The sequence below is a fragment of the Kaistia nematophila genome, assembly GCF_026343855.1.
Classification (GTDB): domain Bacteria; phylum Pseudomonadota; class Alphaproteobacteria; order Rhizobiales; family Kaistiaceae; genus Kaistia; species Kaistia nematophila.
This window is the reverse complement of the sequence record NZ_JAPKNK010000003.1, coordinates 427,165-444,783: the sequence shown is the minus strand read 5'-3', so window position 1 is coordinate 444,783 and position 17,619 is coordinate 427,165. Positions and strand designations below refer to the sequence as shown.

Genomic DNA, 17,619 nt, shown 5'->3' with positions numbered 1-17,619 from the left:
CCGGCCTATTCGCCCGGCTTCAGGTAGCCGCGCGCGACGCCCTCGGCGATGATCGCCTGCGCCGCTTCCCAGAGACTTGCCGACGACGCGCCGATCGGGCTCTTGCGTGCCGTGACGTCGACGCTGGTGACGCCGGGCGTGTGCCAGGTGCCACCGCCGGTGAAGAAATTGTGCAGCAGGGGCTGCAGCCGGTCGATGGCCCGCGCGAACCTGGCCTCGGCCGTCTCCCGCGCCTCGAATTCGTCCCAGAGTGCCCGGAGTTCCTCCGCCTGGTCCGCCGGCAGAAGCCCGAATATCCGATCGGCGGCGATCTTCTCGCGGGCTTCCTGATCGGTCAGCGCGGCTGCGTCATAGATGAACGTGTCGCCGGCATCGATCTCGACGATGTCGTGGATCAGCAGCATCTTCAGCACGCGCGGCAGGTCGACGGCCTCGTCGGCATGCTCCGCAAGCACCATGGCCATCAGCGCGAGCTGCCAGCTGTGCTCGGCGTCGTTTTCGCGCCGGGATCCGTCGAGGAGCGGCGTGCGGCGGAGCACCTGCTTGAGCGCCTCGACCTCCAGGATGAACAGGAACTGCGACCGCAGCCGCTCGTCGGGAAGCAGGTTCGCCATCTCGCACGCGTTCAGGGTCACCGGGGCGGGCTTGGCTGGATCGTTCATGGGCAGACCGTGGCAAGGGAGCGGGCAGTGGACGCGCAGAGGCGATGACGTGATCCGCGTAGTAGGCGCGGGAGGCGGTCCTGGCAAGAAGCCGGCCGCCGGTGCCCGCAGCCGTTCGGTCCCTGTTTGCCGGCTTACGAACCTGGAAGCGGACCGTTATGAGTGGCCCGCTCTGATCATCATCAGGCAGCATGATCGCGATCGTCGGGCCGTCTCGCCATGGCGGCGAGTTCTGCGCTACGGTGTTGATCCTCTCCGGAAAAGGTCCTTCAGATGGCTCTGAGCATTCTCTTCGTCGGCGGCACCGGTCAGATCTCCTATCCCTGCGTCGAGCGCGCGGTGGCCGAGGGGCACGACGTCAGCGTCTTCAACCGCGGCAAGCGGGAGAGCGCGCTGCCGGCGGGCGTCACCTCCATCGTCGGCGACCTCGCCGGGCCGGAATATGCCGAGCTGGCCAGGAAGAATTTCGACGTCGTCTGCCAGTTCATCGCCTTCACGCCCGACCAGGTGGCGCGGGACATCGAGATCTTCACCGGCCATTGCGGCCAATACATCTTCATCTCGTCGGCATCGGTCTATGAAAAGCCGGCGCGTCATTACGTGATCACCGAGAAGACGCCGGCGATCAATCCGTATTGGCCTTATAGCCAGGCCAAGATCGCCTGCGAGAAGCTGCTGGAGGCGGCCAAGGGGCTGGACTGGACCATCGTGCGTCCGAGCCATACGGTCCGCACCGGCCTGCCGATCATGATCGGCGACAGCGATGTCATGGCGCGCCGCATGCTCGACGGCGAGCCCACCATCGTCGCCGGCGACGGCCACACGCCCTGGACGCTGACCCGCTCGGTCGATTTCGCCGTGCCGTTCGTCGGCCTGTTCGGTAAGAAGGCGGCGCTGAACGACGTCTTCCACATCACCGGCGACCGGGCCCATATCTGGGACGACATCCAGAAGGCGATTGGCCGGCTGCTTGGCGTCGAGGCGAAGATCGTGCATGTCCCGACCGACACGCTGGTTCGTTACAATCCGGAGTGGATCGGTCCGCTGACCGGCGACAAGGCGTGGACGGCGATCTTCGACAATTCCAAGGTCAAGAGCGTGGCGGGCGATTTCCAGTGCGCCGAGAGCCTCGACGAGATCCTGGCCGAGCCGATCCGGCACCTGAAGCAGCGCCTCGCCGTCCAGCGCCCGCCACGCGGTGAGTTCGACGCGCTCGTCGACCGGATCTGCCGCGAACAGGCGGCGCTGGGCTAGGTCGCCAGCCGTGGTTGAAGCGTCGCGGCTTCCTGCCGATCGGCGACCGAACCGCCGAAGCGGATTCATTCGCGCCGGCAACCGTCAGGCGATGGCGCGCAGGGCCGGGGCCGGAGTTGGCGCTGGCTGGTAGCGAAGATCGACCACCTCGTCGACGCTCAGCCGGCGTTCGGTGGAGCCGATCCGATACTGCAGGTCGAGCGCACGCTCGAGACCCGGGCCGTCGATCTGCCCGTCAAAATGCAGGTAAGGCAGCTCATAGCCGATCGATCGCGCCGCGATCTCGTCGCTGACGTCGAACAGCCGGGCGACGAAAGCCCGCCATTCGTCTGGGTTATCGCGCACATAGTGGCCGGTGCGCCGCACGATCTCGAGTACGTCGCGGAGCAGTTCGGGCTCGCGAGCGATGAAAGCCTCGCTGGCGATCTGGATGCTCCACTGGATCGAAGGCACATCCGCGAGCGTCTGCGGTCCGCCCCAGTTCCGGACGATTCCCTGCTGTTCGCCGAGGGCGACATAGGTTCCGCCCGCCAGCAGCGCGACGATCTCGCCGGCGGCAATGAGGTCGAGCTGGCGATCGAACTCCGCGCCGAGATGGCGGAAGGTGACGTCCCTGTCCGGATCGACGCCGTGCTGGGCGAGGATGTCGCGCAGATACCAGTAGCCGCAGCTGCCCTTGGAAAGCGCCGCGACGGTCTTGCCTCGAAAGTCAGGCCAGTCGCGGATTTCCGGATGGGCGATGAGGAAGAAGGCGAGTCCGCGATCGAGGGCGCTGCCGACGATCCGGATCCTTCTGCCTTGGCCGATCGCCGTCAGGCCGGGCGGTGTGCCGACCTCGCCGACGTCCACCTCGCCGCGCTCGACGGCGGCCGACATTTCCGGGCCGCCATAGACATTCTCGATGGTGAGGGTGATGCCTTCGCGGGCGAAGAAGCCGGCCTCGGCGCCAAAGCGGGCGAGGACCGCGGCGTGCTTCGTGACGGCGCCATATCGGAACGATCGGGTCATGCCTGTTACCTCTGCGAATGGGGAAGTGGCGGGCGCGCTGGCAATTCGCGCAGCCGCTCGAGCGGCGAACGGAGACTGCCGGCGGAGTCGAGAGACGCGTCAGCCATCTGAAGTCAGCTCTCGCTCGCGCCTGGCGACGTCCGTCCGTCTTGCGAGAATTCGCTGGGCATTGCCGGAGGCGATCTTCCGGCGGTCGGCGCCAGCAACGCCGGCGGCGTCGAAGACGGCCGAGAGCCTGGCGTGCGTCACAGGCTCCCAGATCGGCCAGTCGCTGCCGACCAGCACGCGATCGACGCCGAGCACGGAAACGGCGAAGGCGAGGACGGCTGGATCGAGCCCCATGAAATCGAAATGGATGCGTGGTCGTGCGATGCCCCGTTCGCGCGCCGTCAGGCTGTACTGGGGCAGTTCGGCTGCCGCGATCACCAGCGCGCCCAGCCCGATGCCGGTGAAGACGAGGTCGAGATCCGGGTATTGCTCGACGATGCCGTTCTCCAGCACGGTGAGGAACGCCGTGCCGTTGACATGGCCGCGACCGAACGAATTGCCGGGCCGGCCGGCCGAGCGCGTCAATGCTTCCGTCGTTTCGGCGGCGACCGGGTGGACGAGGATCGGCACACCGAGCCGGTCCGCCGCCTCGAAGACCGGCCACGTCGAGGGATGTCCCGCATAGACGCCGTCGCGGGCGGAATCGATGACGATGCCGACATGGCCGAGTTCGCGGATGGCGCGCTCCGCCTCAAGGGCAGCGGCCTCGCCGGAAAAGGCATCGACGGCGGCCAGGGCCGCGAGCCGGCCGGGATGCGCCGTCGCCAGCTCGGCCAGATAGTCGTTGTGCCGGCGGACCTCCTCATGATCGACCGGGCCGCGAATGCCGCTGATGCCCTCGATCGTCGAACTGAGCAGATTGAGCGCCACGCCGGCCTCGGCGCTCTCGCGCAGGAGGGCTTCTGGCGCGGTCAGCTTCGACACCCACGCCGCCTGCCAGGCGGCGTCCCGGGTGTTGGTGGCGATGGGCCGCGGCGCGCGCCACCATGGCGGCCGGATGTGGACGTGGAAGTCGATGACGGTCAGCGGGCCGTTGGACGCGTCTTGGGTCACGATCATTCCTTCACCATTGGGTAGTTCAGACGGCGACACGGGCGAGGCCGGCGAGCGAGGCCAGGTCGGGCGAGAGGGCGCCGTTCAGTGCGAAATCGCCGACATAGGATTGGCGCCACCGCACAGGGTCATGCAGCGAATGGGTCCGAGAATTGCGCCACAGGCGATCGAGCCTGCGTCGTTCGGGATCGCCGGCCCGGGCCCTGAAATGCGCGATTTCCGCGGTGAGGGCAGGGGAGAGTTCATAGGCGATGCTCTTGGCCTCGTCGGTCGCGATGAAGGCCTCGACGGCCGCTTCGACCGTCGCCTGCGGGCTGGAAAGCACGCCGTCCACCAGGCGCGCGGCCCGGAGCGTCAACGTCCGCGCCGCGCGGGTCCGCACGGAAAATTCGCCGAGGCGGGCGAGATCGCTTTCCCGGCGGGTTGCGGCGCGCGACAGGATGCGGGCGGCTGTTTCGATCGCGCCTGCCGCGGCGCCTGCCTCGATCGCTGCGTGGATGAGCTGGTTGCCGGCGAACTGCGCGACGAGCAGGGCACGATCGCCCACCGACCGGTCCACAACCTGCGAGGACGGCACCCAGGCATTGTCGAGGATGGTCGTGCCGCTGAAGGTGCCCCGCTGGCCGAAGGCATCCCAGTCGGCCCGGACGTCGAGTCCCGGCGTATCGCGGCGCACGTAGGCGGTCAGGATGCGGCCGTCCGCATGCTTGCCGAAGACGGGCACCCATTGCGCCGTCAAGGCACCGGTCGAGAAGAACTTCCTGCCGTTCAGCCGATACCCTTCGCCGTCCTCGACGATGGTCGTGGCGATCTCGCGGCGCGACGGGCGGCCGGGCTCGGCGATGGCATTGCCGAAGCGGGCGCCGCGCAGCACTTCGCCATAGAGGAGGGCGCGCGTCTCCGGCGCGGCGACCAGCAGCGTGTCGACGAAGTCGAAATGGTTCTGCGGCACCTGCGCCAGCGACGTGTCGGTCGCGGCGAGGATCAGGAAGATCTCGATCAGCGTCTCCGTCGTGAGGCCAGGTCCGCCGAATTCGCGCGGCACCGTGACTGCGAGCAGCCCGGAGCGCGACAGCGCCGCGAGTTCGGCGCGCGGAATCCGACGCTCGGCATCGACGCTTGCGGCAGTCTGGGACCAGAGCCGCGCGAGCTCGCGGGCAGCGGTGATCGCCTCGGCGGCGGTGGTCAGAATGCGGGTCGGGGCAATCGCGGTTGGCGTCGGCGCGGTCACAGTGCGACCTCCCAATGCTGCCTGGCTTCGGATTCGGATGGCGCCTTCTGTTGCGCGAAGCGGCTTGGCGGACGCGGTAGCCCGTAGTGATCGCGCAGCGTGGTTCCCTCATACTCGCGCCGGAACAGCCCGCGCTTCTGAAGTTCCGGCACCACATGCTCGACGAAGGCGGCCAGGCCGGACGGGAAGACATCGCACATGATGTTGAAGCCGTCGGCTGCGCGCTCCTGCACCCAGTGTTGGATGGTGTCGGCGATCTGCTCGGGCCCGCCGACGACCAGGCGATGGGCCCCGCCGCCGCGAGCGATGATGTCGCGCACCGTCAGTGAACGGTTGCGGGCAAGCGACAGCGTCGCCTCGACGAAGCCGCGTGTCCCCATGTAGCCGTTGATCTTTTCCAGCAGGTGCTCCGGCACCGGCCTGTCGAGGTCCAGTTGCGCGGGATCGAGCCCGAGCTGGCCGGCGAAGCGTCTCAGGACTGTCGCCTCGCCCGCGATCTCGTCGAGCTGCTTGCGTCGGCTGTGGGCCTCTTCCTCGGTCGAGCCGACGATGACGAACAGGCCCGGAAGGATGGCGATCTTGTCGGGATCGCGTCCGTAGCGGGCGGCGCGGCCCTTGACGTCGGCATAGTAGGCCTTCGCCTCGCCGAGATCCTGCTGCACGGAGAAGATCGCTTCCGCATAGCGGGCGGCGAGATCGCGCCCCTGCTCCGAGCTGCCGGCCTGAACCAGCAGTGGTCGTCCCTGCGGCGAGCGGGGGATCTGCAAGGGACCGGCGACGGAGAAGTGCGGACCCTGGTGGTTGATCGCGTGGATCTTGGCGGCGTCGGCGAAGCGGCCGGCTTCGCGGTCGAGTACCAGCGCGTCGTCCTCCCAGCTGTCCCACAGCGATTGCACGACATCGACGAATTCGACCGCCCGTCCGTAGCGATCCGCGTGCACGGGCAGGTTCTTGTCGCCGAAATTGGGAGCGGCCCGTTCGTCATAGGTGGTGACGACGTTCCAGCCGACCCGGCCATGGCTGGCGTGGTCCAGCGACGCGAAGGTGCGGGCGATGTTGTAGGGGTGCGAATAGGTGGTCGAGGCGCTGGCGATGAAGCCGATCCGGCTTGTCACCGCCGCCATGCCGGCCACGATCACCGCCGGGTCCAGCGCCCAGCTCGGATTCGTGCGCGGATCGAAGGCGATGGCGAGGGCGTCCGCCAGGAAGACCGCGTCGAGCCGGCCGCGCTCGGCGATGCGCGCGATCTCCTGGTAATGCTCGATCTGGACATAGCCGAGCGGATTGCCATCGGCCGCGCGCCAGCTGGCGCCATGCGAGCCGGAACTCAGCACGTTGACGTTTAGGTGAATGGACCGCGCGCTCATGCGAAAGGCTCCTCGAGGCTGGGATGGGCGAGGCGCCGGCCGATGCTTTCAAGGGGCCAGTGCGGCGGGTGGGCGACCGCGTGGGCGGTAAAGTCGCGCCAGTAGAGGTCGAAGCCGTAGCGGCTGCTCGTGGCGCCGGCGCCGAGAAGCTCGATCGTTCCGCCGATCAGGGTCCGACCGGCGAGAAGCAGGTAGGCCCGCGCGGCGCTGACGGCGTCGATCGTGCCGGGCAGCGCCGGGATGCTCGTTACGGCGTCGACGGCCTCCTTGAACAGGCCCTGTGCCGCGTGGACCGTCGCGGTGTATTTGCCGTAGCGGCGCAGCAGGTGCGGGTCGTCGGTGGCCTTGGCGAGCGACTGACCCTGCCAGGGACGGGTGCGGGTGGTGATATGCGCGCGCGCGGCGTCCCAGAAGCCTTCGAGAATGCCAAGGTCGAGCGCCGCATGAAGCAACTCTTCGGCCAGCACGATCCTCCGCAAGGCTGGTTGCAGCGTCGCGGCAGGGAATATCGAGATCGGCGCGAAGAACTGTGGCTCGGCGAGCTCGATCCAGCGCTGACGGAAGCCAGGCCGGTCGAAGATGGCTTCGTCGACGCGGAGATGCGGACCGGCGTCGAGCCGAAGCAGGTAGCCATCGCCGCCCTTGTCCGGGGCAATCAGCAGGATCGCGCCCTCGGCCGATCCGATTGCAGCGACGGGCTGGCAGCCGGAGAGTTTTTTGCCAGGTGGCTCGACGGCCAGGGTTCGCTCGTCCTGGGCGGGGTCGCCAGACGGGTTCGGCCGCGACCAGCCTGCGAGAGAGCCCTCCGGTGGCGTCGCATCGAGAAGCTTGAGCGCGTATCGGAGCGTTGTTCCGTTCAGGAGCGTGAGCGCCGCCGCCGGATCGCGCCGTGCCGTCTCCCGGACGGCAGCCGCGGTTGCCCCCGGCTCGAACTCCGCGGCAACGGGTTCGCCAACGACCGACGGTGGATCGATGACCGCGGACGAGAGTTCGGCTGTCATGAGGCGTTCCTTGAGAGATTTCCGGGAATGGAAGCGAGCAGGAGCCGCGTGTAGTCGTGCTCCGGCGCTTCGAAGACGGCATCGGCGGGCCCCACCTCGACGATCCGGCCGTCCTTCATGACGGCGACGCGATCGGCGATCTGCCGTACCACGGCGAGGTCGTGCGAGATGAACAGGTAGCTGAGGCCGTGCGTAGCCTGCAGCCTTTCAAGGAGTTCGAGGATCTGCGCCTGGATCGAGACATCGAGCGCGGAGACGGGCTCGTCGCATACCAGCAGCGCCGGTTCCGGCGCGAGCGCTCGCGCGATCGCCACGCGCTGGCGCTGGCCGCCCGACAACTCAGCCGGGTAACGATGCAGCAACGGGGATGCGAGGCCGACCTGATCGATCAGTTCCCAGACGCGGCGCCGTCGCCATGCCCGATCGCCGAGCCGGAAGCCCTGCAAGGGCTCCTCGACGATCTCCGCCACCGTCAGGCGCGGGGACAGCGAGGCGTATGGATTCTGGTAGATCGGCTGCACCAGGCGCCGCATGCCGCGCAGCCCCTTGCGATCGAAGCTGCCGATATCATTGCCTTCGAAGAGGACGCTGCCGCTATCCGGCCGGGTCAGGCCTAGCGCGAGCCGCGCCGCCGTCGACTTGCCGGAACCGGATTCGCCAACCAGCGCCAGCGTCTCGCCGCGTCCGATATGGAGGCTGACCTCGGCGACGGCCTGGACGACATGACCTTCGCTGCGGCCCGTCGCCACCGTGAAGCTGCGCGAGACGTTGCGGAGCGCCAGGATCGGCTCCGTCGCCGTCGCGGCGGACGCATCCCCGGCTGCGGCGGAAGATCTGCGGCGCCCCGCCGCGACGTTGGGAGCGCTGGCGATCAGCATCCGCGTATAGTCGGCCTTGGGCGCGCGCAGCACATCGGCTGCGTTGCCTTCCTCGACGATGCGCCCTTCCTTCAGCACGATCACGCGGTCGGCTCGATCGGCTGCCATGGCGAGGTCGTGCGTGATCAGCAACATCGCCATGCCGGACGAGGCGACGAGGGCGCCGATGTCGTCGAGGATCGTCTTCTGGACGGTCACGTCGAGAGCGGTCGTCGGCTCGTCGGCGATGATCAGGCCGGGTTGCGGGCCGATCGCTCCGGCGATCAGAACGCGTTGCCGCATGCCGCCGGATAGCTCGTGCGGGAACTGATGCGCCCGGATCTCCGGGTCCGCGATGCGCACCCTGTGGAGCAGGGCGACGACGGCTTCGTCGAGCGCTCCGGATGCGACCAGCTTGTGGATCCGAAGCGGCTCCGCCACCTGCCGTCCCACCCGGTGAAGTGGGTTCAGCGCCACCATCGGATCCTGCGGGATCCATCCGACCTCGAGGCCGCGAATCCGGTTGAGCTCCCTTTCGCCGAGCGCGAGGAGTTCGCGCCCTGCGAGCTCGATCGAGCCGCCGACAATGCGGGCTGCCTCCGGCAGCATGCCCATGGCCGCCAGGGCGATCGTGCTCTTGCCGGAACCGGACTCGCCGACCAGCGCGACGACCTCGCCCTGCCTGACGTCGAGGCTGGCGCCGCGCAACGCGGCGAAGCGGCGGCCGCGAGCGGCGTATTCGACCGCGAGGTCGCGGATCCGCAGCAGCGGGCTGCCGTCGGTGTCCGGTTGCGACGGCGGAGCATCAGCCGCTGCGGCGCGCCGGAATGGTGCGGGCGTCATGACGCGCTCATCTCGCGGCCGGAGAGCGACTGCGCCACGCGGTTGGCGGCAAGTACTGTGGCGAGAATGACGAGCCCTGGCATGGTGGTGAGCCACCATGCGGCGGTCATGTAGTCCCTGCCGCCTGCTACCAGCAGGCCCCATTCGGGCGTGGGTGGCGGAGGGCCGAAGCCGAGGAAGGACAGCGCCGACACGCTCAGGATGGCCCAGCCCAGTTCCAGGGTCGCGAGGACGACGACAGGGCCTAGCGCATTTGGGATGATGTGTCGGCGCAGCACTGTGAGACGGCTAATTCCGGCGAATAGCGTCGCTTCCACGAAGGCGCCGGACCGGATCTTCAGCACCTGCGCCCGCGTCACGCGGGCGAAGCCGGCGACGCTGCCGATGCCGACGGCAATCGCGATGTTGACCATGCCGAAGCCGAGCGCATTGATGATTGCAAGCGAGATCAGCAGCATCGGTACGGACAGGAGCACGTCCATCAGCCGCATCAGGATGTCGTCGACCCAACGCCCGACATAGCCGGCCGCGAGCCCGATGCCGCATCCGACCAACATGCCGATGCCGACGGCCAGCACGACCGCCTTCAGGGACTGACGGGTGCCGTAGACGACGCGCGTGAACAGATCGCGGCCCATCTGGTCGGTGCCGAACCGGTGTTCCGCGCTGGGCGGCTTCAGCCGTGCGCCGCCCTGGCCGCGAATCGGGTTGTAGGAGGTGAGGAGTTCTGGAAACAGCGCAGCGAGCGCGATGACGGCGAGGACGATGACGGCGAGCGACAGCCCCGGTTGCCGGAGGGCGGCCCGCGCGAGGCGGCTGGCGAGGTCCCCGGCGGCCCTGACGGCGGCTGGTCCGCGCGATGGCCGGTCGGCGAGATCGCCGTCGCGTGGCTCGGTGACGCCGATGCTGCTCATGAGCGGCCTCCCGCGCCTGCCGTGCGTCGCACGCCGATTTCGATGCGCGGATCGATCAGCGGATAAAGGATGTCGACGATGAGATTGACCGTGACGAAGACCGAGGCGGCGAAGAGGACCGCGACCAGCACGATAGGCGTATCCTGGAAGAGGACCGCCTTGACCGTCAGCAGGCCGATCCCCGAGCGGGAGAACACGGTCTCGACAACGACCGAGCCGGCGATGAGCTGGCCGCTCGCCATGCCAAGGGCGGTGACGACCGGGATGACCGAGTTCCGGAACGCATGTCCAAAGATGAGCCGGGCCCGGCTCGCGCCGCGTCCCTGCGCGGTCGCGACATAGGCGGAGCCCAGCGCCGAACGCAGGCCGCGCGACAGGATCTGCGCGATCAGCGCGGTGGTCGGAATGGCGAGGACGAAGGCCGGCAGGATGAGATTGGCCAGGCCTTCATTGCCCATGCCGGGCAGCAGTCTCAGCTTGAACGAGAAGATCTGCAGCAGGACGAGGCCGATCCAGAAGGAGGGCATCGAAACCCCGATCACCGGAAGCGCCTGCAGTGCATGGCGAAGCTTTTGGGAGCGGACATAGGCCGTCAACAGCGACAGGCCGGTGCCGAGCAGGAGCGCGAAGACGAGTGCCAGCGCCGCGAGCTTTAGCGTTTCGGGCACGGCTTGCGCGAACATCGGCAGCGCGCCTTGCCCCGTCTGCACCGAGACGCCGAAATCTCCATGCAGCGCCGCTGCGAGGGCGCGCAGATATTGAACCAGGACCGATCGGTCCAGTCCCATCTCGGCGCGCATCCTTTCCAGCGCCTCGGCCGAGAACCCGCTGCCGCCTGCGCCCAGGTTCATCTTGCTGAGCGCCGCATCGCCGGGAAGCACGTAGAGAAGAAGGAATGCCGCGGTGAAGGTCGCCCAGAGGACGCCCAAGGCATGAAGCGCTCGTTTCAGAACGAAGCTTCCCATCGTTTCGGTATCCGCATTGCAGGAAAAGAAGGCGGGCGGGACAAAGGCTCCCGCCCGTCATGCGCGCGTCAGTTGGAGGCGGCCGTATCGACGGTCGCGTCATAGAGGATCTGGCTGGTCGAACCGGCGCCCGGACCGCCCCAGTCGACGCCCTTCACCTTGCCGTTCTCGGACCAGAGTTCCTGGGTGAAGAACACCGGAACGGCGAAGGCCTGTTCCAGGATCGTCTTCTGCACGGCGTCGGTCAGCTTCCTGCGCTCGGACGGATCCTTGGTCGCGCGCTGCGCCTCGAGCGGCGCGTCGATCGCGTTCTCGGCCGGCAGGCGGAAGCGGTTCAAGGCCTTGGTCGAATAGAGCTGGCGCAGCACGTCCGGGTCGCCCAGTGACCATTCCCAGCGATGCAGGTCGTAGTCGCCGGCCAGCAGCGCTTCGTCATAGGCGCCGCCGGTCAGCGGACGCAGCTTGAGTTCGAAGCCCGCGTCGCGGACCTGCTGCTGCACCACCTCGAGGAAGGCCTGATTGATCGGCGCGGCATAGAACGAGATCGTGATGCTGAGCGGCTTGCCGTCCTTGACGCGGATGCCGTCGCCGCCCGGGACCCATCCGGCTTCGTCGAGCAGCTTCTTCGCGCCGTCGAGGTCAAAGGCGAGGAGTTCGCTCTGGTCGAGATAGCCCGGGGTCTTGCGGGTCAGGACACCCGAAGCGGGGATCTTGTAGCCGGAGAAGGCGAGGTCGACGACCTCCTGGCGATTGATGGCCTTGCTGAAGGCGAGCCGCACCGGCTGGTCGGCGAGGATGCCGCGCGACGTATTGATGAGCAGGTTGACGGCCGTGCCGAGCGACTCGATCTTGCTGAGCGGGAAACCTTCCTGCTCGAGCGTCGCCGCATCGTCATAGCCGGTGGCCTGGATGATATCGACCTGGCCACTGCGGAGCGCGCCGGTGCGGACCGTCGCTTCCGGGATGATGCGATAGACGATGCGGTCGAGATGCGCCTCGCCGCCATGCTTGCGCAGCGCCGACGGCCAGTTGTAGCCGGCGCGCTTCACGAGTTCGGTCTTCTCGTTCAGCTTGACGTCGTCGAGCACGAACGGGCCGGAGCCGACGACGCCTTCATGGCACCGCTGCTCGGGCGTCTTGGCCAGCGTCGCGGGCGAGACGATGCCGAGTTCGCCCGTCGAGGTGGCGGCGAGAAAGGGCACGTTCGGCTGGTCGAAATCGATCCGGATCGTGTGGTCGTCGACGACGTTGATCGCCTTCGTTCCCTTGAAATACGAGGCGCCGGCCGCGCCGGGGATCTTCGAGACCGTATCGAAATTCGCCTTCACCACATTCGCGTCGAGCTTGCTGCCGTCGCTGAAGGTCACATCCTGGCGCAGATGGAACGTGTAGCTCGTCGCGTCATCGCTGATGTCCCAGGACTGGGCCAGCCAGGGCACGATCCTCGACGGGTCTTCGTAGCTCTGGTCCGTCAGGGAATCGACAAGGCCTCGGCCTTCGATCGCGGCGTAGCCGTAGTTGTCCTGCTGCGGATCGATGCACTGCGACTGCTCGGCCAGGCCGATGGTAAGCACGCGCTGTTCCTGGCCGGCAGCCGATGCCAGGGGCGGGAAAGCCAGCAGGGCCGCCAGCGCCACGCCGTAGCGCGCGCCTGCGGGCGTGACAAACAGGACCTTTTTCATTTTGATGTCTCCGGCGAAATCGGCGCGGCCCCGGGGAGGGGAGCTTCATTACGGAGAGAATAGAGATAGACGACTATCTCTACAGACTTGATAGACTAAAGAATGCGCCGTGGACGGAAAATGCTCCTGCCTATCGGGATCGCCTGAGGCGGTGGGGCGCTGACGACGGTTTCTTGCCACTATCCGCCGCCTCGCTGTGAAGCCCCGGATCCGATGGGGCCTGGAGGGAGGGCGTTCACGCGGATGCACAGCAAGGTTCCCGGCCGGAGCGGACGCTTTTTCCGCGAGCTTGGTCGTCTCGCACAACCCCTTCGGCTTCGCGCGTCATCCGGGTCGACAAGCCCCTTCAAAGGCGATACGGAAGGCCACGGGGGCCTATAGCTCAATGGTTAGAGCCGACCGCTCATAACGGTCTGGTTCCAGGTTCGAGTCCTGGTGGGCCCACCAATCTTTTCAGATATTTATAGGAAATTCTTAGATCTATTCTATTTTGCGGCAATCATTACGGCAATCATTGCCGCGTTAGCGCGCCTTCCGTTTGCCCGTAATCGCGCTCGCCGCATTGCGCATAAACGCTGGATGATGGTGGCCGTAGACACGCCGAAGCACCTCCTCGCTCATGCCGAGGTAGCCTGCCGCCTCCCAGGTATCCACACCATTCTGCATCAGCCAAGTCGCCGCCGTGTGGCGTAGGGTGTGGGGTGTTGCCCCCTTGTCGATGCCCGCGAGCGCCAGAGCGCTAGCCCACCCAACCTTGATCGACTTGACCGGTAGCCCGTCCCACTCGACCACGTACTGGCTGATGACCCCAAGGCGCTTCCAGCGACGCAGGTGGGTGAGCAGCCGATCGGGGATCGGGGCCGGCGGTTGGCGCTTGTTCGTCTCCGCGGCGCCGTCAGCCAGGCGGTAGAAGATGCCGCTATCTAGGTCAACGAAACTCCGGTTGGACCCGGCGTAGATCGACGACGAGAAAATTGCTCCGGAACGAGAGCCGGTATAGACGCCCATCAGGATGAACCGCGCGATGTGGCGAAGGTCGTGGAATTTGGACTCGACGGTTTCGCCTTTGCGGGATCCCTTGGGCAGCTTGACCGCGCGGCCATGGCGCCAGCACACCCAGATCAACCGCGCCACCTCGCTCCGGGTCAGCCAAGTCGGGCGCGGGCTTCCCTTCGCTGGCAACGCGACTTCGATCACCCCGCTATGAAGATTCCGTTTGGCGTGATGATTGATAGCGGATCGGAGGTCTTCGAGGTCGCGGCGGGACCCGCCCGTCGTGTTGCCGCGGGGCTCCTTGGCCTTTGACTTACGGCCGGCCGCCAAGGCGGCCTTTCGGGCATCAGCGCGGCGCTTCCGTTCCGCCTCTCTCCGGTGGGCGGCATATTGGTCGCAGGACTGTTGCGTGACTTCGGAGAGCCGCTTTTCGCCCCACCATTCGAGCAGCCGACCGACCCTATCGCTGGCCTGTTTCGGCCGCGCCTGCTTTGGCACCACATCGTCCAGATAGACCGACAGGACGTCGGCTATCAGGACTTCAGTGGGATGACGTCGGCCTGACGCGACCGGGTTGTGCTTTGCTGCGATGTGTTCGGCGAGGCGCCGCTCAGCTTCTGCACGCGCATCTTCGCTGCAGCCAGTGCTATACTGGCGTCGCCTGTCGATGATGATCCAGGTCGCTTCTCGGTCGCCGGCTGCGGGTCGGAGCCAGAGGCGGGCAGGGAGTGAGGGACGAGGCAAAGTTCCACCATCTTCTCGATCTCGGAAAGGGTGGTCATATCCTTCCCAGCGATTCTCCATACACGAAGGCGGCCACGCGCGGCCTCTCTTCGAAGGCTTGATATTCCGATTGAGCCGTCAGGAAATGCCAAGCGAGCGGCGATGTCCAGCCGGATCGGAGTGGTGTCGGCGATATCCTCGCGACGGATTGCGGCGGAACGGTCCCCCATCATCCCTCTCTCACTTCGATGCCGGCCGCTTTGGCGCGGCGGATCATGTCAGCCGTTCCGCGGCCGCCGGGGAAGGCAATCACCAGATCAGGCTTACCCTCATCGATCATGCGCTGATTGCGGATAGGGCCTGCGGCGCGGCCGTGTGTCTTCCAGTCGGCCATGTAGCGCTCGCAAGGGAAGTGGTTCGTCCAACCCCAATCCCAAGCCATCGTGTCCGCTCCCGGCGCTCCGCCACTCATCAGAGCCGACATCTTGTTGCGCAAGGGATCTAGGGCGCGGGCCATCGCGGCCCGGTCGCGAAAGTCCCTGCCACCACAAACGAGAACGCGCATCATCCCTCCTGCACTGGAATGCCGGCGGGATTGGCGCGGAGATGACCCTTGCCAACGTTGTTTGCCGCCATGGTCATTCTCCGTCGTGCTCGATGAACTGCTCGGTCGGATCATCGTCCTCGCCAATGAGGTAGAGGTAGAACCCTCCATGCTCATTGATCGCGTGCTGGATCACATCCGGCGTGGTGTTGAAGGCCAGCGCTGCCTCCGCGACCGAGACGCTGCGCTGTTGCATGCATGACCACGTCGCGACGGATTGGCATAGGTGGGCGACGGTCAGCCCGCCATCGTCGCTGTCATCATCAAAATCTTGGATTGCCCAAGGCTTCGCGTCTTCGCTCATCCCTCATCCCCCTGTGCCGCAGCCGGAGGGGCGGGGAGGGGCATCCAGTGGGTGGCCAAGATTGTGCTGTGCTTCGACCAGTCGTAGCCGGCGGGGTGCGTCTCTACGATCGGCGGCGAGGTGCTAAGCCCTGTCCACCACTGATGTCGCCAAGACAGATCCGCACGACAGCGAAGAAGCTCGTACCAGCCGTTGGAAAGCAGGGCGAGGAATTGTGTCCCATCCTTCGGCGCAGTCTCGATCGGCTGCCAGCTCATTCCGTGATCTCCTTCATCTGCTCGATGCGGGCGCGGGGCGGGGCTACGGTGATGTGACCGTCCTCGACCTCCAGCGTGATCGAGCGGCGGACGAGGACAATGCGGAACTTCGAGAGGCTGGCCTTCGAGATGTCCTTCCAGAAGTTGCGGAGGTAACTCTCTGCTTCTGCCGGCGATTCGAACGTCTGGTCAGTCCACAGCGATCCATACGGGTTCATGATGCCCCACAGGGCGCGTGTCTCGTACGGACCCGGGTCTCGCTTCAGGGGGGCCCTCTCCCATGCTTCAGTGCTCATCGCCGGGCTCCTTCAGCGCGCGGATGGCGGTGGCGGATGGCGGAGGCGACAGATGCCTCCAAGCATCATAATCGCTGATGTTCCAGCCTTGTTCGCAATCGGGGTGAACATCCCCGTCTTCGTCATCCAGCCAAATGATGTGCTGCTCCCACCAACTCCGTCCATCAGTGTGGCGAACCTTGATGGCCGCGATGAAGTGGCTGTCGGTCGGTGCTGTCTCGATCGGCATCCAGCCGTCGGCTTCGGGGCGGGTGGCGGGAGGGCCGAGGTAGAGCGCGACATCCGTCGGCGTGCCAGGCTTCATCGCCCAGATCGAGGCCGTACCTCCACGCCGCGCGAGGGCGTCGAGCCAACCCTGTGTCGTCCACGCCGCCGGCTCTTCGCTCCGGGTGGCGGGAGGCTCGGGCGCGGCGGCGAGTATGGCATCCCAAAGCGGTTGCATCTCGACAACGCCAGCGACGGCTTTAACATGCCGTACTGCCCAAATCGCTTGGCCTATGAATCGATCGCATTTGATAGGAACGATCTTCCACCCCTCCGGCACCGCCACGGCTGGCGCGGGCGGGGAGGCGTAGAGCGGGCGCACGCCGTTGTAACGGCACTTGCTCGCCCATCCCCTTGCTGCTTCCTCGTCGTCGAACTCCTCCCACGACGGCTTGCCGGTATCCTCCCAATCATTGGACCGCCACGCCTGCCAAAGCACCGGCACAGCGGCGCAGTAGGGGCAGGGCTCCGCGACCCGGCCGACCTCGTACAGGTGCCGGGTTCCGAGGCAGTGGGGGCACTCCGCAGCCTCGACGCGGCGGTCCATGGCGAGGATCGCGGCGCGGAGGTGCTTGGCAGCGCGCGTCATTGCCGCGCTGGCTTCAATCTTCGCGGCCTTGCTGGATGCGGTGACAATCACATCCGCCAGTGCTTCAAGCTCGTCGGCCACCCGCTCGATCTCGTCGGCGCTCGGCTCAATTGCGGTCGTCATTTCGGTTGGGCTCCGGGGTGAGGATTGGGATGGCGAGGACGCGCTGCCAATGGCCATCCTCGAAGGAGAGATCGCCGCCCGGCAGGTCCGTGAACCTGTGCGACCAGCCGAAAGCCCAAGGCGTCAATCGGACAGTTGCCGGGTAGCCATCGAGCATCGTGAGGCGCGCTGTGATGGTTCGTGACCGTCCGCGACCTTCGTAGGTGGCGCCGTCGATGCTCTTGAACGACGGCGGTACGCCTGGCGGCAAGCAGGCGAGGAGTGTTTCGCGCACGATGCGGCTGGCGTCAGTCTGCCTCGCCATGCTCAGCGCCCCTCCTGTTCGAGGGCGGGCGCATCGCAGATGAAGACGCGCGGCGCGATGTGCCGGCATTCATAGCCGTCGTCATCGTCATCGAACTCTTCTTCGGCCCGGCAATCGGGCTCGTCGCACCAATCGCAGCCGCAGCCCGAGAAAAGATCCCAGGCGCAGCACAGGAAGCCACAGGCGTTACACATGGTCCCGCCCCTCCTGTTCGAGGGCGGGTGCATCGAATGCGAAGAAGCTTGGCTGTGACCCCCACCCCCATGCGGCTGCGATA

General features: G+C 66.6%; 19 protein-coding genes and 1 tRNA gene. 2 read left to right on the top strand and 18 right to left on the bottom strand.

Features of this window, described 5'->3' with window-relative positions:
* Positions 1 to 5: 5 nt before the first annotated feature.
* Positions 6 to 662 carry an HD domain-containing protein gene (locus tag OSH07_RS10720; protein WP_266338625.1) on the bottom strand — a complete coding sequence of 219 codons (657 nt, stop codon included), beginning with the start codon at positions 660 to 662 and terminating at the stop codon, positions 6 to 8.
* 273 nt (positions 663 to 935) lie between these two features.
* Here OSH07_RS10720 and OSH07_RS10715 point away from each other — a divergent pair, with 273 nt between their 5' ends.
* Positions 936 to 1,916, top strand: coding sequence for an SDR family oxidoreductase (locus OSH07_RS10715; protein WP_266338624.1), 981 nt, complete (start codon positions 936 to 938; stop codon positions 1,914 to 1,916).
* Between the two features lie 84 nt (positions 1,917 to 2,000).
* Here the strand turns inward: OSH07_RS10715 and OSH07_RS10710 are convergent, their stop codons facing one another.
* From OSH07_RS10710 to OSH07_RS10670, 9 genes are all read right to left on the bottom strand, one after another.
* Positions 2,001 to 2,924 (bottom strand): ABC transporter substrate-binding protein, encoded by a 924-nt coding sequence (locus OSH07_RS10710; protein ID WP_266338623.1) that lies wholly within the window; start codon positions 2,922 to 2,924, stop codon positions 2,001 to 2,003.
* A gap of 99 nt (positions 2,925 to 3,023) precedes the next feature.
* Complete coding sequence (locus OSH07_RS10705) at positions 3,024 to 4,025, bottom strand: amidohydrolase family protein (RefSeq protein ID WP_266338622.1); 1,002 nt, start codon at positions 4,023 to 4,025, stop codon at positions 3,024 to 3,026.
* A gap of 25 nt (positions 4,026 to 4,050) precedes the next feature.
* Complete coding sequence (locus tag OSH07_RS10700; RefSeq protein WP_266338621.1) at positions 4,051 to 5,256, bottom strand: acyl-CoA dehydrogenase family protein; 1,206 nt, start codon at positions 5,254 to 5,256, stop codon at positions 4,051 to 4,053.
* A complete protein-coding gene (locus OSH07_RS10695) occupies positions 5,253 to 6,623 on the bottom strand; it encodes an LLM class flavin-dependent oxidoreductase (protein ID WP_266338620.1) in 1,371 nt (456 codons plus the stop codon). The genes OSH07_RS10700 and OSH07_RS10695 overlap by 4 nt, the downstream gene beginning before the upstream one ends.
* Complete coding sequence (locus tag OSH07_RS10690; RefSeq protein ID WP_266338619.1) at positions 6,620 to 7,624, bottom strand: acyl-CoA dehydrogenase family protein; 1,005 nt, start codon at positions 7,622 to 7,624, stop codon at positions 6,620 to 6,622. The genes OSH07_RS10695 and OSH07_RS10690 overlap by 4 nt, the downstream gene beginning before the upstream one ends.
* Positions 7,621 to 9,324: a dipeptide ABC transporter ATP-binding protein gene (locus tag OSH07_RS10685; RefSeq protein ID WP_266338618.1), complete on the bottom strand. Its 1,704-nt coding sequence runs from the start codon at positions 9,322 to 9,324 to the stop codon at positions 7,621 to 7,623. Before OSH07_RS10685 ends, OSH07_RS10690 begins: the two co-directional genes overlap by 4 nt.
* A complete protein-coding gene (locus tag OSH07_RS10680) occupies positions 9,321 to 10,238 on the bottom strand; it encodes an ABC transporter permease (protein ID WP_266338617.1) in 918 nt (305 codons plus the stop codon). Before OSH07_RS10680 ends, OSH07_RS10685 begins: the two co-directional genes overlap by 4 nt.
* Entirely contained in the window at positions 10,235 to 11,203 is a 969-nt protein-coding gene (locus tag OSH07_RS10675; RefSeq protein WP_266338616.1) for an ABC transporter permease, read from the bottom strand. Before OSH07_RS10675 ends, OSH07_RS10680 begins: the two co-directional genes overlap by 4 nt.
* Positions 11,204 to 11,271: 68 nt before the next feature.
* The gene (locus OSH07_RS10670; protein ID WP_266338615.1) at positions 11,272 to 12,885 is read right to left on the bottom strand and encodes an ABC transporter substrate-binding protein; all 1,614 of its coding nucleotides are present in this window, start codon (positions 12,883 to 12,885) and stop codon (positions 11,272 to 11,274) included.
* 371 nt (positions 12,886 to 13,256) lie between these two features.
* Between OSH07_RS10670 and OSH07_RS10665 the strand changes: the two genes are divergently transcribed.
* A tRNA-Ile gene (locus tag OSH07_RS10665) sits at positions 13,257 to 13,332 on the top strand.
* Positions 13,333 to 13,407: 75 nt separating this feature from the next.
* On the opposite strand, the gene OSH07_RS10660 is transcribed toward OSH07_RS10665, so the two are convergent.
* From OSH07_RS10660 to OSH07_RS10625, 8 genes are all read right to left on the bottom strand, one after another.
* Complete coding sequence (locus OSH07_RS10660) at positions 13,408 to 14,376, bottom strand: tyrosine-type recombinase/integrase (RefSeq protein WP_266338614.1); 969 nt, start codon at positions 14,374 to 14,376, stop codon at positions 13,408 to 13,410.
* A gap of 35 nt (positions 14,377 to 14,411) precedes the next feature.
* Entirely contained in the window at positions 14,412 to 14,660 is a 249-nt protein-coding gene (locus OSH07_RS10655) for a hypothetical protein (RefSeq protein WP_266338613.1), read from the bottom strand.
* A 170-nt stretch (positions 14,661 to 14,830) separates the two neighbouring features.
* The gene (locus OSH07_RS10650) at positions 14,831 to 15,166 is read right to left on the bottom strand and encodes a DUF2493 domain-containing protein (protein WP_266338612.1); all 336 of its coding nucleotides are present in this window, start codon (positions 15,164 to 15,166) and stop codon (positions 14,831 to 14,833) included.
* A gap of 73 nt (positions 15,167 to 15,239) precedes the next feature.
* Positions 15,240 to 15,509 carry a hypothetical protein gene (locus tag OSH07_RS10645; RefSeq protein WP_266338611.1) on the bottom strand — a complete coding sequence of 90 codons (270 nt, stop codon included), beginning with the start codon at positions 15,507 to 15,509 and terminating at the stop codon, positions 15,240 to 15,242.
* A 253-nt stretch (positions 15,510 to 15,762) separates the two neighbouring features.
* The gene (locus tag OSH07_RS10640; RefSeq protein WP_266338610.1) at positions 15,763 to 16,062 is read right to left on the bottom strand and encodes a hypothetical protein; all 300 of its coding nucleotides are present in this window, start codon (positions 16,060 to 16,062) and stop codon (positions 15,763 to 15,765) included.
* On the bottom strand, positions 16,052 to 17,038 hold the full coding sequence (locus OSH07_RS10635; protein WP_266338609.1) for a hypothetical protein: 987 nt from the start codon (positions 17,036 to 17,038) through the stop codon (positions 16,052 to 16,054). The genes OSH07_RS10640 and OSH07_RS10635 overlap by 11 nt, the downstream gene beginning before the upstream one ends.
* Entirely contained in the window at positions 17,022 to 17,342 is a 321-nt protein-coding gene (locus tag OSH07_RS10630) for a hypothetical protein (RefSeq protein WP_266338608.1), read from the bottom strand. Before OSH07_RS10630 ends, OSH07_RS10635 begins: the two co-directional genes overlap by 17 nt.
* Positions 17,343 to 17,344: 2 nt before the next feature.
* Positions 17,345 to 17,536, bottom strand: a complete 192-nt coding sequence (locus tag OSH07_RS10625; protein ID WP_266338607.1) for a hypothetical protein — start codon at positions 17,534 to 17,536, stop codon at positions 17,345 to 17,347.
* Positions 17,537 to 17,619 lie beyond the last annotated feature (83 nt).

Coding starts and splice junctions, on each gene's coding strand:
- OSH07_RS10720 (WP_266338625.1), bottom strand. CDS start 662: ATGAACGATCCAGCCAAGCCCGCCCCGGTGACCCTGAACGCGTGCGAG.
- OSH07_RS10715 (WP_266338624.1), top strand. CDS start 936: ATGGCTCTGAGCATTCTCTTCGTCGGCGGCACCGGTCAGATCTCCTAT.
- OSH07_RS10710 (WP_266338623.1), bottom strand. CDS start 2,924: ATGACCCGATCGTTCCGATATGGCGCCGTCACGAAGCACGCCGCGGTC.
- OSH07_RS10695 (WP_266338620.1), bottom strand. CDS start 6,623: ATGAGCGCGCGGTCCATTCACCTAAACGTCAACGTGCTGAGTTCCGGC.
- OSH07_RS10690 (WP_266338619.1), bottom strand. CDS start 7,624: ATGACAGCCGAACTCTCGTCCGCGGTCATCGATCCACCGTCGGTCGTT.
- OSH07_RS10685 (WP_266338618.1), bottom strand. CDS start 9,324: ATGACGCCCGCACCATTCCGGCGCGCCGCAGCGGCTGATGCTCCGCCG.
- OSH07_RS10680 (WP_266338617.1), bottom strand. CDS start 10,238: ATGAGCAGCATCGGCGTCACCGAGCCACGCGACGGCGATCTCGCCGAC.
- OSH07_RS10675 (WP_266338616.1), bottom strand. CDS start 11,203: ATGGGAAGCTTCGTTCTGAAACGAGCGCTTCATGCCTTGGGCGTCCTC.
- OSH07_RS10670 (WP_266338615.1), bottom strand. CDS start 12,885: ATGAAAAAGGTCCTGTTTGTCACGCCCGCAGGCGCGCGCTACGGCGTG.
- OSH07_RS10655 (WP_266338613.1), bottom strand. CDS start 14,660: ATGACCACCCTTTCCGAGATCGAGAAGATGGTGGAACTTTGCCTCGTC.
- OSH07_RS10650 (WP_266338612.1), bottom strand. CDS start 15,166: ATGCGCGTTCTCGTTTGTGGTGGCAGGGACTTTCGCGACCGGGCCGCG.
- OSH07_RS10645 (WP_266338611.1), bottom strand. CDS start 15,509: ATGAGCGAAGACGCGAAGCCTTGGGCAATCCAAGATTTTGATGATGAC.
- OSH07_RS10640 (WP_266338610.1), bottom strand. CDS start 16,062: ATGAGCACTGAAGCATGGGAGAGGGCCCCCCTGAAGCGAGACCCGGGT.
- OSH07_RS10635 (WP_266338609.1), bottom strand. CDS start 17,038: ATGACGACCGCAATTGAGCCGAGCGCCGACGAGATCGAGCGGGTGGCC.
- OSH07_RS10630 (WP_266338608.1), bottom strand. CDS start 17,342: ATGGCGAGGCAGACTGACGCCAGCCGCATCGTGCGCGAAACACTCCTC.
- OSH07_RS10625 (WP_266338607.1), bottom strand. CDS start 17,536: ATGTGTAACGCCTGTGGCTTCCTGTGCTGCGCCTGGGATCTTTTCTCG.